The sequence below is a fragment of the Terriglobales bacterium genome (assembly GCA_035764005.1).
Classification (GTDB): domain Bacteria; phylum Acidobacteriota; class Terriglobia; order Terriglobales; family Acidobacteriaceae; genus Gp1-AA112.
The window spans coordinates 73,134-88,580 of sequence record DASTZZ010000065.1; the positions used below are offsets into that span (position 1 = coordinate 73,134).

15 protein-coding genes are annotated in these 15,447 nt (G+C 57.0%); 14 read left to right on the plus strand and 1 reads right to left on the minus strand.

What is annotated here, in order from left to right; all coding sequences use genetic code 11:
• Positions 1-252: 252 nt before the first annotated feature.
• From VFU50_10075 to VFU50_10125, 11 genes are all read left to right on the plus strand, one after another.
• On the plus strand, positions 253-1,749 hold the full coding sequence (locus tag VFU50_10075; protein ID HEU5233197.1) for a sigma-54 dependent transcriptional regulator: 1,497 nt from the start codon (positions 253-255) through the stop codon (positions 1,747-1,749).
• 745 nt (positions 1,750-2,494) lie between these two features.
• Positions 2,495-2,863, plus strand: coding sequence for a TraR/DksA family transcriptional regulator (locus tag VFU50_10080; protein ID HEU5233198.1), 369 nt, complete (start codon positions 2,495-2,497; stop codon positions 2,861-2,863).
• A gap of 130 nt (positions 2,864-2,993) precedes the next feature.
• On the plus strand, positions 2,994-3,809 hold the full coding sequence (locus VFU50_10085) for a SpoIIE family protein phosphatase (protein ID HEU5233199.1): 816 nt from the start codon (positions 2,994-2,996) through the stop codon (positions 3,807-3,809).
• Positions 3,810-3,887: 78 nt separating this feature from the next.
• The gene (locus VFU50_10090) at positions 3,888-4,421 is read left to right on the plus strand and encodes a c-type cytochrome (protein HEU5233200.1); all 534 of its coding nucleotides are present in this window, start codon (positions 3,888-3,890) and stop codon (positions 4,419-4,421) included.
• A gap of 214 nt (positions 4,422-4,635) precedes the next feature.
• On the plus strand, positions 4,636-6,048 hold the full coding sequence (locus tag VFU50_10095; GenBank protein HEU5233201.1) for a UDP-glucose/GDP-mannose dehydrogenase family protein: 1,413 nt from the start codon (positions 4,636-4,638) through the stop codon (positions 6,046-6,048).
• On the plus strand, positions 6,049-7,038 hold the full coding sequence (locus tag VFU50_10100; protein HEU5233202.1) for a UDP-glucuronic acid decarboxylase family protein: 990 nt from the start codon (positions 6,049-6,051) through the stop codon (positions 7,036-7,038). It begins immediately after the preceding gene.
• A complete protein-coding gene (locus tag VFU50_10105) occupies positions 7,039-7,320 on the plus strand; it encodes a DciA family protein (GenBank protein ID HEU5233203.1) in 282 nt (93 codons plus the stop codon).
• Complete coding sequence (gene gatC / locus VFU50_10110) at positions 7,317-7,625, plus strand: Asp-tRNA(Asn)/Glu-tRNA(Gln) amidotransferase subunit GatC (GenBank protein HEU5233204.1); 309 nt, start codon at positions 7,317-7,319, stop codon at positions 7,623-7,625. Before VFU50_10105 ends, gatC begins: the two co-directional genes overlap by 4 nt.
• A 3-nt stretch (positions 7,626-7,628) precedes the next feature.
• Positions 7,629-9,098 carry an Asp-tRNA(Asn)/Glu-tRNA(Gln) amidotransferase subunit GatA gene (gene gatA / locus VFU50_10115; protein HEU5233205.1) on the plus strand — a complete coding sequence of 490 codons (1,470 nt, stop codon included), beginning with the start codon at positions 7,629-7,631 and terminating at the stop codon, positions 9,096-9,098.
• A 176-nt stretch (positions 9,099-9,274) separates the two neighbouring features.
• Positions 9,275-9,673 (plus strand): peptide-methionine (R)-S-oxide reductase MsrB, encoded by a 399-nt coding sequence (gene msrB / locus VFU50_10120; GenBank protein HEU5233206.1) that lies wholly within the window; start codon positions 9,275-9,277, stop codon positions 9,671-9,673.
• A 345-nt stretch (positions 9,674-10,018) separates the two neighbouring features.
• Positions 10,019-11,608: a DHA2 family efflux MFS transporter permease subunit gene (locus VFU50_10125; protein ID HEU5233207.1), complete on the plus strand. Its 1,590-nt coding sequence runs from the start codon at positions 10,019-10,021 to the stop codon at positions 11,606-11,608.
• Between the two features lie 165 nt (positions 11,609-11,773).
• Here VFU50_10125 and VFU50_10130 read toward each other — a convergent pair whose 3' ends face one another.
• Positions 11,774-12,148 carry an RNA-binding protein gene (locus tag VFU50_10130; protein HEU5233208.1) on the minus strand — a complete coding sequence of 125 codons (375 nt, stop codon included), beginning with the start codon at positions 12,146-12,148 and terminating at the stop codon, positions 11,774-11,776.
• A 361-nt stretch (positions 12,149-12,509) separates the two neighbouring features.
• Here VFU50_10130 and VFU50_10135 point away from each other — a divergent pair, with 361 nt between their 5' ends.
• The 3 genes from VFU50_10135 to VFU50_10145 all read left to right on the plus strand — a co-directional run bounded on the left by VFU50_10135 (position 12,510) and on the right by VFU50_10145 (position 15,443).
• Positions 12,510-13,313: a Bax inhibitor-1 family protein gene (locus VFU50_10135; protein HEU5233209.1), complete on the plus strand. Its 804-nt coding sequence runs from the start codon at positions 12,510-12,512 to the stop codon at positions 13,311-13,313.
• Between the two features lie 124 nt (positions 13,314-13,437).
• Positions 13,438-14,208, plus strand: coding sequence for a YIP1 family protein (locus VFU50_10140; GenBank protein ID HEU5233210.1), 771 nt, complete (start codon positions 13,438-13,440; stop codon positions 14,206-14,208).
• A gap of 569 nt (positions 14,209-14,777) precedes the next feature.
• Positions 14,778-15,443 (plus strand): ComF family protein, encoded by a 666-nt coding sequence (locus tag VFU50_10145; protein ID HEU5233211.1) that lies wholly within the window; start codon positions 14,778-14,780, stop codon positions 15,441-15,443.
• Positions 15,444-15,447 lie beyond the last annotated feature (4 nt).

A 15,447-nucleotide genomic window follows, 5' to 3' on the forward strand; every position in this document is an offset into this window, starting at 1 on the left:
TCATTTTTGCCCTCGACCGCTAAACCAACGTTAGATCCCGTACCTGAAAATTACCTTCCGCATTCGCCGAAAGATGGATAACATGGGCATCCAGGTACCACTCTTTGGAATCTGAGTACATTGTTTTTCGAGCAAAAGCTTGGAGTGCGCCCGCCTGCCGGGCTTGGAAAGTCAGGATTGCTCACGTGTAAGTACCTTGTTTTCTGCTGCTGAGCGCGCGATCCGCAGTTTTCCACAGAGAAAGGCATACGATTGCAGTCGAAAACCAGGATTCTGATCGCCGACGATGACCAGACGACCGCAAAATCGTTAGCCGACTATCTCTCTCGTCGCAACTGCGAAATTGCCTTCGCAGGCAGCCACGAGGAAAGCCTGCGAACGATTCGCAGCTTCGATCCCTCCCTGGTCCTGCTCGACTACACGCTCCCTCCCATTGACGGCGGCGAAACACTTGAGCGCCTGAAGCAACTGCGTCCCGAACTGCCGGTAATCGTTTATTCCGGACACGCCGCTCCCGAAGTGATCTTTCGCGTTTCCAAACTGGGAGCGGATGATTACATCGCCACCCCTTTTCAACTCAGCGACTTGTATTCGCGAATATCACGGGCGATTGACAAGCGCTCGTCAGCCGACGGCGCCGGGCAGTTGCGCGACCGCGTACGCCAACAGAGCGATTTCGCCACGCTCTTCGGCACCAGCGCTCGCATGGAGGAGATCAAGAACACCATCGAGCAAGTGGCGGACACGAACGCCACGGTGCTGATTCGCGGCGAAAGCGGCACAGGAAAAGAAGTAGTAGCGCGCATGATCTATCACCAGTCGCTGCGACGCGATAAGCCGTTTGTGAAAGTGAACTGCGCGGCCATTCCTCACGAATTGCTCGAGAGTGAACTCTTCGGCTACGAGCCCGGCGCATTTACCGGCGCCAATCGCCAGAAGCTGGGCAAATTCGATCAGGCGAATTACGGGACGCTGTTTCTTGATGAGATCAGCGAAATGCATCCCGCGCTGCAGGCCAAGCTGCTTCATGTGTTGCAGGACGGGCAATTTTCGCGGCTCGGCGGCAAGCGCGATATCGCCGTTGACGTCCGCGTGCTGGCCGCAACCAATAAATTCCTTGAACAGGCGGTCGCGCAAGGCGCATTTCGGGAAGACCTTTTCTATCGCCTCAACGTCGTAACTGTGCACATCCCGCCACTGCGCGAACGACGCGAAGAGATCCCGCTATTTCTTGACCTATTTCTGCGCAAGTACAGCGAGTTTTACGGCAAGCAGCCTCCGCCATTCAGTGATTACGCGCTTTCGCGGATGATCGAGTACGAGTGGCCGGGCAACATCCGCGAGCTTGAAAATTTGGTCAAGCGCTACGTGATCGTCGGGAACGAATCGCAGATCATCCGCGAGCTCTCGACGCACAAGCCCATCATGCACTCGCAGGCAACGAATGGTTCCGGTACATCGCCTGCCTCCCTGACCGAGCAAACTCCAGCAGCCGATCACATTCCGATGGCTCCTGTTCGGTCAGCCCGGTCCAAGCACGTTGACCACGACGACCGCCCCTCGCTTCTCGAAATTGGACGCCGCGCAGCTATGCAGGCGGAACGCGAGGCCATCCAGCGGGTCATGCAAGAGACGCGCTGGAACCGCCGCCAGGCAGCCCGAATCCTGAAGATCAGCTATAAAGCTCTGCTCAACAAGCTCAAGCTGATGGAAGAGCAAAGTACCGAGATTGGGCAGCCGCAAGCCTAAAAGTGGTACTTGGATTCCATATGCCAGCGCTGCTGGCGCGCCCCCTTTATTCTCTCTGAAGACCACTTAGGGTATTGCAACGGTCGGGGAACCCGCATGAATGCTGCTCATTTCTAAGTTGCGCGTTTTCAACACCTAGCAGGCGCCACTTTGGTTTTTTAAGTGCTTAAGGGATTGGCAACGAAAGAGGCAGCATACTTGAGACCTTTGGTCTGTCACCTTGGAAAGCTTCTTCACTTTTGCCCGGTCGCAGTGATGCGCGCCGGCGCCTTGCGTCTCCTGCCCTGAACGGTTCCCTCCACCTTGCCTCTTGAAACAAGCCCTCGTTTGAGGGCTTTTTTCTTGCATGGCTCTCGGCCGAAAACCAAAGTCAAAACCCGACGCGGATTGCGCGGATGCTTCGCCCGCGGATTACGCGGAAGATTCGAGCGGTAAGAAGTCTGAATTGGATGCCCACCCTCCCTAACCAATTGCGGATTGCCGGTGTTGCTAATTCTTTTGTTTTTCGTTCGCCTTCCGCGTTGATCCGCGGGCGAAGCATCCGCGCAATCCGCGTCAGGTTTTTGCTGTTGCCTTTCGTCTGCCTCGGCCGATGGCCGAATGCTGATTGCCCAGTGCCTGTTTCCGAGAGCCGATAGCTGGCGGCAGAGAGCCGGTGTTATGATTTCTGTTTCCCCACATCACCAGGACGGCATCTATATATGTTTCGTCATTACGTGGGGGATAGCTGAGAATGCAGGTAACTATGGAAAAGAAGCGGCTGGAACAGTTCAAAAAGCAGCTCGAACAGAGGCAACAGGAGCTGCGCCGCGTGGTGTCGCGCACGCAGGAAGACGGACGGATCGCCGATGCCGAAGCCGCACAGGACATCGCCGACCGCGCTGCCAATTCCTATACCAAAGAATTTCTGTTTGCCCAGAGCAACAACGATCGCCAGCTCCTGAGCATGGTTGAGAAAGCATTAGGTCGCATTCGCGAAGGCAGCTTCGGCGAATGCATCAACTGCGGAAACGAAATCAATCCCAAGCGGCTTGAAGCCGTTCCCTGGACTCGCTACTGCATCGCGTGCCAGGAAAAGATGGAAAAGGGCATGCTCGAGGAGTCAAAAACGTAGTCTCGCACCAGTCTTTGGATTGAGGAAAGCGGCCGCGCACCGGCCGCTTTGCTTTTGAGCTTCGATGAGCGCTTGCCTAAGTGCCAGAGTGTGGTATGTTCAACCACACCCCCGCCACATGTCTGTTTCCATGCGATTTTTTGAGCGCGAAGTTCCCAATTCGAACCTGCGCCTGCCGCGTCCTGCGGTGCTGCCGGATCGCGACGACCTGAGCGTGTCCGCTCTGTATCGCGGATCACGGTTAGGAGGGGATTACTTCGACTTTGTTCCGATCAGCGACACCCGCATGTTGTTTTTGCTCTCCGATGTTGCCGGGCAGCGCGATGAGGCTATGCATGTAGCCGCAGCGTTGCAGGATGTTCTGGCGGAACGCGCTCGCGCTTTGCTTGAAGACGAGGACGCAAATGTTTCCGACGCAATTACCGAGCTCGCACTGGAATTGAATCGCACGGTCATTCAGGCAGCCGGAGGTGTGCGTCCCGCGCCGACTTTCCTCGGATGCTTGGATGAGCAGTTTGGGCTTTTGCACTACATCAACGCAGGACATACTCCGGCGCTGGTCCGCAGCACCAGTGAGACCGTCCAGCTTGATTCAACCGGCCTGCCCTTTGGCTTGTTTTCCCACGCGACGCACGACGCGGCGGTATCGGTGGGTGCGCCGGGATCTTCGATCGTGCTGGTCTCGAAGGGTGTGATTGAAGCCACTTCAGGTAAGCAGGAGTTCGGGGCGGCGCGCGTGCGAGAAGTGCTCGAGAGCCGGCAATTCTTCTCGGCGCAGCAACTATGCCACGACGTCCTGGAGAGCGCGGTCAAGTTCTCCGATCAGCCTTCCCGATTTGGTCCACAGTTCTCCATCGCCGGCTTCCGCGGCAACCACGAGCCGAACGATATGACAATCGTCTGCCTGATGCGGGTAATTCGACACGCGGCTGCAGCCTCCGCTTAGCCGTTTACCTGAAGCGGCTGACACTTTCGAAGTATGATGTTGTGCCTTGCGGTTTCTACTCCGATCGTGGAGGTGACAATGCAGCGCACGCTCGCAGTCGTGGTTTGTGTCGTCCTCGCAGGCATTGGATGTAAGGTAAGCCGTCCCGGATCAGTTGAAAACAAAGTCATGACCGAGGTGAAGCAGAAGGTCACCATCGGTGGCAAAGACGACCAGAATCCGGTTCCCGATACTCAAGCCAGCGTCAACGAGGGAAAAGAACACTTCGGCCATCACTGCCAAATCTGCCACGGACTTGATGGTCAGAACACGGGTGTTCCCTTCGCGCAGCAGATGTCACCGCCTGTGGCGGATTTGAAATCCCAAGATGTCCAGGGCTACACCGACGGTCAACTGCACTGGATCATCGTGAATGGCATCAATCCGTCCGGCATGCCCGCCTGGAAAGGCATTCTCGAAGACGATGAGATGTGGAAGATCGTACGGTACCTTCGCCACCTTCCCGAAAAGGGAAGCCTGGGAATTCCTGAAGTGTTCAAGGAAGAGCAGGAAGAGCATCAGGAAATGAAGTCCGGAGGGCATCAGCATTCGCACGGAGCAGGACATCACTGAGAAAAGAGGCTATCGGCTGTCGGGCACTCGGCTTCGGCCAAAAGACATTGCTAGCGAAGATCGAGAACCGCATGCGCTCCTCGGAAACAATTATGCAGAGTCCTGATTGTGCGGTTTTGAAGCGACAATGGCGGTGTGGCCGAACGCCGACAGCCGATAGCCGCGCTTTTCGACTGCGATATATTGAAAAAGTCCCCTGAGGGGTTCCCTTCGCATGAAAATTGCTGTTGTAGGTTCGGGTTATGTCGGTCTAGTTGCTGCCGCATGCTTTGCAGAGATCGGACACGACGTGGTCTGCGTCGATAACGATGAGGAGAAAATCGCCGCTCTTAAGCAAGGCGAAACCCTCATCCATGAGCAGTACCTTCCTGAACTGCTCGCGCGGCATCGTGGTCAACGGCTAACATTCTCCTCCGACCTGGAGGAGGCCGTGCGCTCCAGTTCTGCCATTTTTATCGCTGTTGGAACGCCTCCACTCGACAGCGGCGATGCAGACCTTTCTTATGTCGAGGCAGTCGCGCGTGAAACCGCACGATCGCTGAACGGCTACAAAGTCGTGGTGGAAAAAAGCACCGTACCCGTTTACACAAATCAGTGGGTACGCCGAGTGATGCAATTGGCGGGCGCTCACGCGGGGGATTTCGATGTTGTCTCCAACCCCGAATTCCTGCGCGAGGGTACGGCAGTCTCCGATTTTCTGTATCCGGATCGCATCGTAATCGGGGCCGATTCCGAGCGGGCTGTCGAAGTGGTGCGCAAAATCTATGCGCCTCTGGCAGACGGTTCCTACTACCAGCGACCGGCAGTAGTGCCAGCGCCGGCCGGCGCGCCAACTCAAGCGCGCGTGCTCGTGACCAGCGCAAAGAGTGCGGAACTCATCAAACACGCTTCCAACGCGTTTCTGGCTTTAAAGATTTCGTTCATCAATGCCGTCGCCAATGTCTGCGAGGCGGTGGATGCAGACATCGAGGAGGTCGCTGGCGGTATCGGAGCAGATTCCCGCATTGGGAACCGGTTCCTGCGCGCGGGAATCGGGTATGGCGGTTCGTGCTTTCCCAAGGATGTCGCCGCATTTCGATCCGTCGCGCGCGAGTGCGGATATGAATTCCCCATGCTGGACGAAATTGTGCGCGTGAATGAGGACCAGCGAAAGCGCTTTTTGAAGAAAGTTCGCACGGCGCTCTGGACATTGCGGGGCAAGCGTCTCGCTGTTCTTGGTCTCGCATACAAAGGCGGGACCGATGACATTCGGGAATCTCCGGCAATTGAGATTGTCCTTTCGCTGCTTCGCGAGCAGTGCGCGGTCGTGGCTTACGATCCGGCGGCGACGGCGCGTGCACGTACGGTGCTGACGGGTGACATAAGTTATGCAGACAGTCCTTACGAGGCCGCCACTGGCGCCGACGCCCTCATCATCTTGACGGACTGGGAAGAGTTCGGCGCGCTCGATCTGGCCCGCATCAAAGAACTGTTGAGATACCCCATCGTTGTGGACGGACGCAACCTTTATAGCCGGGAAAGCATGCAGAAGAGTGGATTTTTGTATGTCAGCATGGGTCGGCCCGCCGCCGAACTGGAAAAACACTCCAGTTCTGGTTTGAAACTAAACGCTCGCTCGGAATCCTAAATGTCAGACTTGCATAAGCGTCATCCTCTTCGCATCATGGTCACGGGCGCCGCAGGTTTCCTCGGCTCCCATCTTTGCGATGCCTTGCTGGCCGAAGGCCATACCGTTCTCGGAGTTGACAACCTGCTCACGGGAAATCTTCGCAACCTCGACCATCTGAAGAAAGAACCGAAGTTCAATTTTCTGCAGCAGGATATCTGCAAAGCGTTCGATGCGGGAGCGGTCGATTACATCTTCGATTTCGCATCTCCGGCAAGCCCCGTGGACTACATGGAGCACGGAGTAGAAACCTTGCAGGTCGGATCGCAGGGCGTTTTCAACCTGCTGGAACTGGCGCGAAAGCACCGCGCTACGTTCTTTCTGGCGTCCACGTCGGAATGCTATGGCGATCCTCTCGAACATCCGCAGAAGGAAACTTACTGGGGACACGTGAATCCGGTGGGTCCGCGCTCGGTTTACGACGAAGCCAAACGTTTTGCCGAGGCGACGACGACGGCCTACCGTCGCTATCACAAAGTGAACGTGCGCATTGTGCGCATTTTTAATACGTATGGCCCACGCCTGCAGATGAACGATGGCCGCGTGATCTCGAACTTCATGAAGCAGGCTCTGCGCGGCGAGGATCTAACCGTCTACGGTGATGGCAGCCAGACACGCAGCTTCTGCTACGTGAGCGATGAAATTGACGGCATATTGAAGCTTGCATGGTCGAGCGAGCAGGAGCCCACGAACGTGGGAAATCCGGGGGAATTCACAATTCTCGAATGTGCGCGCGAGGTGTTGCGGGTCACGAATTCCAAAAGCGGAATCAAGCATCTGCCGCTGCCCCAGGATGATCCCAAGCAGCGCCGTCCGGACATCACGAAAGCTCATAAGCTGCTCGGATGGGAGCCTAAGATCGATTTGCCGAGCGGCTTGCGGTTGTCGCTCGATTACTTCCGCGCCGAAGTAGAAGCCGAGCGCACGGCTACCAGCCAGAGTGCACGATAAATGATGCAGTCTGCGCGAAACGACTTAAACTCACTGGCTGCACGCGTGCTGAAGGACGCACCTGCCGAAGAAGCGGTTATGCTGGCCTGGCCGCTTGCATGTGGATCGGCCGTAGCAGGCCGAACGCAGGCCTTGTCGTACGAAAACGGAATTTTGCAGATTCGCGTTTCAGACCGGAGCTGGCAATCGCAGCTCGAAGACTTCTCTCCTCATTACAAGGCCAAGATTCTGCAGTTGACCGGCGTAAACGTTGAACGAATTCGATACGATTTAGGGCGATGAAAATAACGCCAAAAGACGTTGAATATGTTGCTGCGTTGGCGAATCTGCAGCTGTCATCGGTCGAGCGCGAACGCATGGAAAAAGATCTGAACTCGATCCTCGGCTACATCGACATGCTTTCCGAGGTCGATACCCGCAACGTGGAGCCGATGGCTCAGGTGCAGAGTGTTTCCGGAAACGGGACTGCCTCCGATCCTCTGCGCGCCGACGAGCTGCGGCCGTGCCTGCCGCGCGAACTCGCCCTGCAGAATGCGCCCCATAGCGATGGGTCCTTCTTCCGCGTGCCGAAAGTGATCGAGCGATAGCATATGGCTGGAGCCCTCGATCTCAATCTGCTCACCGTTAGCTCTGCGCGCATTGCAGTGCAGGAGCGTCAGACCACCGCTGTCGCTCTGGTCGAGAAGTTCTACAGCAAAATCGAGAACGAAGATCGCAAACCGGGCCAGACAAACGCTTACCTTAACCTCACTCGCGAACGTGCCCTGAGCCAAGCGCAGAAGCTCGACAAGATCGCCGATGCGGGCGAGCCGCTGCCGCCGCTGGGTGGCGTTCCCATGGCGGTAAAAGATGTAATCGTCACTTCGGGAGCACGCACTACCGCAGGCTCCAAGATTCTCGGCGACTACGTCCCGCCATACGATGCGACTGCTGTATCTCGTCTTGAGCAGGCGGGCGCGATCGTTTTGGGAAAGCTCAACTGTGACGAGTTCGCCATGGGCTCATCGAACGAGAACTCGGCGTGGGGTCCGGTCCGCAATCCGCGCGATCCGAGCCGCGTGCCGGGAGGCTCGAGCGGAGGCTCGGCAGCGTCGGTTGCTGCAGGCACCGCAGTGGCGAGCCTAGGATCGGATACGGGTGGCTCAATCCGGCAGCCCGCCGCATTCTGTGGAGTGGTTGGCCTGATGCCGACGTACGGACGGATTTCCCGCTACGGGCTGATCGCATTCGGCTCGTCGCTGGACCACATCGGGCCCCTGACGAAGTCGGTGAAGGATTCTGCGATTCTGCTGCGCCATATGGCAGGACATGATTCCATGGACACTACTTCCTCCGCCGCGCAGGTTCCCGATTACGAGCAGGAGATCGGGAAGCCCGTTCGCGGCTTGCGCATTGGTGTCCCCAAAGAGTACTTTCCGGCAGAGATGGACTCGGCGGTTGGCGCCGCCGTGCAGAGCGGGATCGATCTGCTCGCGAAAGCTGGATGCGAGGTCAAGTCGATCTCGCTTCCGCATACGAAGTACGCAATTCCTGCGTATTACATCATCGCTACCGCGGAAGCTTCGTCGAATCTCGCCCGCTACGATGGCGTGCGCTACGGATATCGTTCCCGGAATGGGAAGACGCTCTCGGAGATGTATCGGCTTAGCCGTGATGAGGCCTTTGGTCCGGAGGTCAAGCGCCGCATCATGCTTGGGACTTACGCGCTCAGCGCCGGCTACTACGACGCCTATTATTTGAAAGCGCAGAAGGTGCGCGCTCTCATTGCGCGAGATTTTCTCGAGGCATTCAAGGAAGTCGATGCGATCGTCACGCCCACGACTCCCACTCCGGCATTCAAGATCGGGGAAAAGTCCGACGATCCGCTGGCCATGTATCTGGCCGATATCTTCACAGTCACGGCTTCGCTTGCGGGAATTCCAGGAATTTCAGTGCCGTGTGGCTCGTCTGCCGATGGCCTGCCTATCGGAATGCAGATTCTTGGGCGTCATTTCGAAGAAGGCACAATTCTGCGCCTCGGCCATGCCTTCGAGCACGCCCGCGCTACCCCGCAGGCCTGATTGCGTATGAATCGAAGAGTGGCGTCGCGCATCTTATCTGGTTGAGGTCAGTACCGTCCGCGGTAGCAGACGGGTGAGTGCCCTCTGGCGATGAGTCTCTGACTCGGTGAGGCGTACAAAGAGCCTACACACCCATCCGCTACCGCGGACGGTACTGACGGACGGTACTGATTCACATGTCTGAAAAGATTCGCAAGAGCGATGCCGAGTGGCGCTCGCAATTGACCGAGGAACAATTCCGCGTGGCGCGCCAGCGCGGAACCGAGCCGCCATTTACGGGAAAGTACAACGCGGAGAAGCGGGCTGGAACTTACACTTGCGTCTGCTGCGGCCAGGAGTTGTTCAGTTCCGACGCGAAGTACGAATCCGGAAGCGGCTGGCCCAGTTTCTACCAGCCAATTCAGCAAGACAGCGTCGCGACCAAAGAAGACAACGAATACGGCATGCGCCGCGTTGAAGTGCTTTGCAGCCGCTGCGACGCTCATCTTGGGCACGTGTTTCCTGATGGTCCGCGTCCGACAGGACTGCGGTATTGCATGAACTCCGCGTCGCTCGAGTTAAAGCCGAAAAGCTAATCGCTATCGCTCTGCTTTCGCGGTCCTGCGAACAGCGTACTTGTTAAATGCACTGTCATCCCTCGCGCCGCCGCGAAGAACCGACGGACCATCTAAAGTCTTTTGCGGCGCGGGGCCTGCTGCTTTGACACGCGCGACCCATACAGCAGATCCCCGCGCCGCAAAAGACAGAGTCTCGAACCACTTGAACAAATCGCGGCGGCGCGAGGGATGACAGTACGTAAATCTTTATTCCTGAGCGGGATTTGCGCTTTCCACATTGCAAGTCGCATAACGATACTCCTTCTCTCCCGTTCTATTCGCGTCCATTCATACACTCAGCGCATCTCATAACTTTCGTCGAAAATGGCGACTGCCACTCAAACTTTTGGCCGCAGCTCGGCTAGCGCGTGGAACGAAGTAAATCCGTGGCTGGTGGCGATCGCGGTGATGACCAGCACCTTCATGGAGGTGCTGGACACGACAGTCGTCAATGTCTCGTTGCCGCATATCGCGGGAAGTCTTTCGGCAACGCCGGACGAGGCCACCTGGGCGCTGACTTCCTACCTGGTGGCCAACGCGATCATTCTTCCCATGACGGGATGGCTTGCGAACTTCTTCGGGCGCAAGCGTCTGCTGCTGTTTTCCGTTGTGGGATTCACAGCTTCATCTTTCCTTTGCGGACTCGCGCCTACACTGCCGCTGCTCATCATTTTTCGCTGCATACAGGGCGCATGCGGCGGCGGATTGCAGCCGCTCTCGCAAGCGATCCTGATGGAGGTCTTTCCCCCGCAGGACCGCGGCAAAGCGATGGGTTTCTGGGGACTCGGTATCGTGGTGGCGCCAATGCTCGGGCCGGTGCTCGGTGGATGGCTGACCGACAGCTATAGCTGGCGGTGGGTCTTCTACATCAATGTTCCCATCGGCATCATTGCTGTCTTTCTCACCACGATCTTCGTTTTCGATCCTCCGTACATCAAGCGGACCACAAGCAAGATCGATTTCTGGGGCATGGGATACCTCGCGCTCGGCATCGCCTGCCTGCAAATCGTGCTGGACAAAGGCCAGGAGGAAGACTGGTTCGGCTCCCACTTCATCCTTACTCTATGCCTGCTGGCCAGCATCGGACTTGTGGCATTCATCATCCGTGAGCTTACGACCGAACATCCGATTGTCGATCTGTCGGTGTTCAAGATTCGCACGTACGCAACCGGCGTATTTCTGATGACCGTTTTGGGATTCGTTCTTTACGGCAGCACTGTGCTGATTCCTCTTCTGCTGCAGACGCTGCTGGGATATCCCGCGCTGCAGGCGGGAATCGCGATGCTGCCGCGCGGTCTCGGATCATTCATCGCCATGCCTGTGATTGGAGCGCTGATGGCGAAGGTGAAGCCGCGTTATCTGCTCGTGTGCGGAATTCTGCTGGGAAGCTTTGCCATGTTCCGACTCTCACACCTGAATATGAATGTGGGCTACTGGAACTTTTTCTGGGCGCTCATCTGGCAGGGTATCGGAATGGGATGCATCTTCATTCCGCTCACGACGATCACCAACGATCCAATCCCGGTCGAGCGCATGGGTAATGCGACGAGCTTGTTCAATCTCATGCGCAACATCGGCGCCAGCATTGGAATCTCGATGGTCACAACCATTCAGACTCGGCATTCGCAGATGCACGTGAACAATCTAACCTCGCACGTGACGCCCAGCAATCTTCAGGCGCAAGGGCTGGTAAGTGGGATGACAGGAGCGTTCACATCTCAGGCGGGAGTCGATCCGGCAACGGCACACCGCATGGCCAGCGGAATGCTCGAAAACATCATTCGTCAGCAGGCGGCGATCATGAGCTTCAACGATGTCTTCTGGCTGCTCGGGCTTATCTTCTTGCTGATGCTGCCGCTGATACTTCTACTCCGTCCGCCGAAGAAGAAGGGTGGCAGAGTGATGATGCATTAGGTTTGCTCTTGTCTTGTCATTCCGAACGCCTGCTTTTGGCGTGAGGAATCCCTACGGACTTTCAAAGTGCCCCTCTGGTTCGTATAAGTTCGTAGAGATTCCTCACGCAGGCTCACGCGAACGACACGCGTGAGCCTGCGTTCGGAATGACAGAAAAAACAAGACCTACCAGCGCGGTCCGCGGCCGCCGCGGTCACGATCGCGATCGCCGCCGCGATTGCCTCCGCGTCCGCCACCGCCGCCAGGACGCCCACCGCCGAATGAACGACCACCGCCGCCGCGTGAATCTCCACGCTCCGTGCGGGGACGCGCTTCATTCACGGTTAGAGAGCGACCTCCGAGATCGGTTCCGTTGAGCGCGGCGATTGCTGCATTGGCTTGCGTACCGTCGGCCATTTCAACGAAACCAAATCCCCGCAAACGTCCGCTGAACTGATCGCGGATTAAGTTCACTTCGCCTACAGTTCCATATTTTCCAAACGCCTGTCTTAGATCGTCTTCGGTAGCGCTGAAGGGCAGATTACCAACGTAGATGTTCAAGGTCAGAGGTCCTTTCGAAGATCTCGGCTTGCAAATTCATCAGGAGCCGGTAAAACACCAAACCCAGGCGGGAGCGCTCTCGAAGCAGGTTTTCTGTCGGCAGGCAACTGCATAGAGCTTGGACGCTCTAACTCTACTCCTATGTCAGTTTTCGTGCTACTCGCAAGCAGCTACGGAACCAGGTCGGAAGCCCATATCGGCGATGGCCGGTTCCAGCTCCGCTATGACCATGGGGTGCTCAATTTGTCAGCGCGCAAGCCGCGAAGAAGGCGGCTGTCTGCTCCAGATGGCCGTCGGTTTCGTTTATCGCTCCCGTCGGTAATCTTGCCCAATCCAGGGTCCCCGGGCTACGCTCCGCCGAGTGAGCGATCCGACTCTAACTCGCGAGACCATCTATGACGGTCCTGAAGTCACGCGCCCAGTAAGCGTCGTGATTGACCCTGCTTCCGATGATCTCGTGCACGTCGAACGCGACATCGACGGTTTTGTGGTTCATGTCTTCGCACGCATTGCAGCGGCATTTCTGATTTCCGCATTCTTCGCCAGCTATTCGGATCGGCTGACGGATAGTGTCGCACTGTCGGTAAGCGGCCAGGCTTTGATCGCCCTGATTGGAGGCATGCTGGCGGTCGCTCTCGTAGCTTCGCGCAAAGTGGGCAACCTGCCCATCAGCGTGGCTACGGCGACGCTCATCGGCTACGCAGCCTTGCAGGGCATTCTGTTTGGCTTGGCATTTCGAACTGCCTACGGATGCTCGTTTGCCCCGGGATACCTCAGCATTGCGGCGATCTTTGGGCTGCTGTGCCTTTTTGGAACCTGGTCTGGCCGCGATCTAACCGGCTTGGCGCCATTGTTCGCCGGATCAGTCGCGGCGCTGGTGGTCGCGCTCGGTTCGATTTATGTGTGGGACCAAAAAGCAGTCGCCGCTTTAGCTGCGTGCGTACAGTGCTGGCTCACCCTCGCCCTCGTTGGCTATCACCGCGATTTTATCCGCGATCTACCGTCGAGCTTTGAGAATGATCCGAAGTGGCAGAAGGCAGCAGTGATCGGTGCGCTGCAGATTTATCTGGATGTCGTGCTCATTCTCATCATCATCATGCAGGCGCGCTGGCTCTCGGAGTTCGCCGAAGAACAGAAAGACGAGCGCAGACGGTCGTTGTTGTAGCTCTTTCTTCTCAGGAACTTTTCTTCCGATTCAATCCCAAACTGCGGTATAACTGTCCCGCTACAGCCGAAAAATCAGGCTTTTCATCTCTGGCCTTTCATGCCGGAGCTGTCCAAGGAGGACCATGAGTTCCGCGTCGCTTTCCCCTGTCTCCCCAGTACCGGCTCAGCAAGGAGCCCTCTCCGAACCAAAGCGGTTGATCAACGTGTTTTTTTCTCCAATACAAACGTTTGCGGATATTCGTCGCACGTCGCGTTGGTGGTCTCCTTTCTTGATCGGCTGCGCCCTCTCTTACCTGCTTGTATTCGCCGTTTCGACGAAGGTTGGATGGAGCCAAGCGACCGATAACACACTCAGGATGCGGCCCAAGCAGTACGAAAGAATCCAGTCGCTGCCTCCCGACCAGCAAGCAGTCGCGATGGGTCGCGCTGAGACGTTCACAAAGGTCGCTGCTTACGGAACGCCGCTCTTTTTTCTGATTTTCGACCTGATCATTGCGGGAGTGCTGCTGGCGACATTCAATTTTGGACTCGGCACAGAGCTGAAATATTCGGAGGCATTGGCCATCTTGTGTTACTCAGGGCTGGTAATCGTATTCAAGAAGAGCATACTCGGCACGATAACGGTGTTCGCGGGCATGAACGCCGAAAGTTTCAATTTCGACAACTTTGTGGGCTCCAATCCCGCTTACTACATGTCGTTCTCTGATACTCCCGCATGGCTCTATAACCTGTTGAGCTATGTCGATCTGTTCACCATTTGGGCATATGTCCTCGTTGGTGTTGGGTTCGCCGTCGCCGGCAAGAAGAAGATCTCCACCGGAATCGCAATCATGATGGGGTGGTATGCAATCGTTGTTCTGGTGAGCACCGGGTTCACTGCATTGATGTCTTAATCGCGTGAACCGAACGCGCCGTTCAGATTGTGTCCACAAGCTGAATGGCGCAGCCGGCAATCTATTGCGTTTGCGCTCCATAATGAGATCGGCAGCATCGTGGGAACCGGAGCTGGGTATCCGGCCTCTCCGGCCCACCGCGTGCCCCGGCGGTTCTGTCGAGGCACCACTAGTACATGCCCACTTGCAACTGCGGTTATACTGATTTTGTACTCAGCCGATCATCTCTGATGGGCTGTATTCACGAGGCCGGAAGCATCCGCCTCTGACGGATGTCACCGGAGACCTGGAGGGTCGTCTTCAGCAGTACGGGTGACCTGGTGCGGACCGCGACTGAGGTCCGACTCGACAATCCGCGACGCCCACTTCCAGTGAGAGCGACCCGCGCCTTGCTGCGCGCAATACGTTCCGCGCTCGATAGCCTCGCTGTTGTCCTTCTTCCTTCGAATTGCCGCGTCTGCGAGCAGCCTCTCGTTCGACTTGCGCGAATCCCAGTTTGTGATTCCTGTATCGATTCTCTTAAGCGCGCACACGTTAACGGCTGTTTTATTTGCGGAGAGGCTCTCGATGTGGCGTCACCTGAAGCGGAGCCCATATGTCCGCTGTGTCGGCGCGCGCATCCGGAGTTTGATTTTGCCTTGTCGTTCGGCGGATATGACGGCGCGCTGCGCAAGCTCATTCATCTGCTCAAGTATGAGCAACTCAGGCCGGCAGCAAACATTCTCGGCGCGAAGCTGGCGCAGGCAATCGCAGAACGGTCGTTTGCGGGCGCTGATCCGGTGCTCCTGATTCCAGTGCCGCTGCATCGAATCAAGCAGCGGTTACGCGGGTTTAACCAGTCGGAATTGATCGCGCACAGCGCAGCGGATTATCTGCATCGGGATCGCTTCACAGTTCGCGGCGGAATTTTGCAGCGGGTCCGCCCGACGGTTTCCCAGACTGGGCTAACCCGCCATCAGCGCCGCGAGAACGTGCGCGGCGCTTTCATGGTCGCCAAGCCTGATCAGCTTCGCGATCGTACGGTGGTGCTGATCGACGATGTCTATACCACAGGCACGACGCTCAACGAATGCGCTCGCGTGCTGCGCAAAGCAGGAGCGCGCAAGGTAGTGGTCGCAACGGTCGCCAGGGTTTATCGGTCGCAGGTCGAGATGAAGATGGGCAGCGGGGCAGCATACGCTGCATCTTGGCAAGCACAGGAGGAGCAGGCCGCCGCACAGGCGCTTGCTGGATAACGAG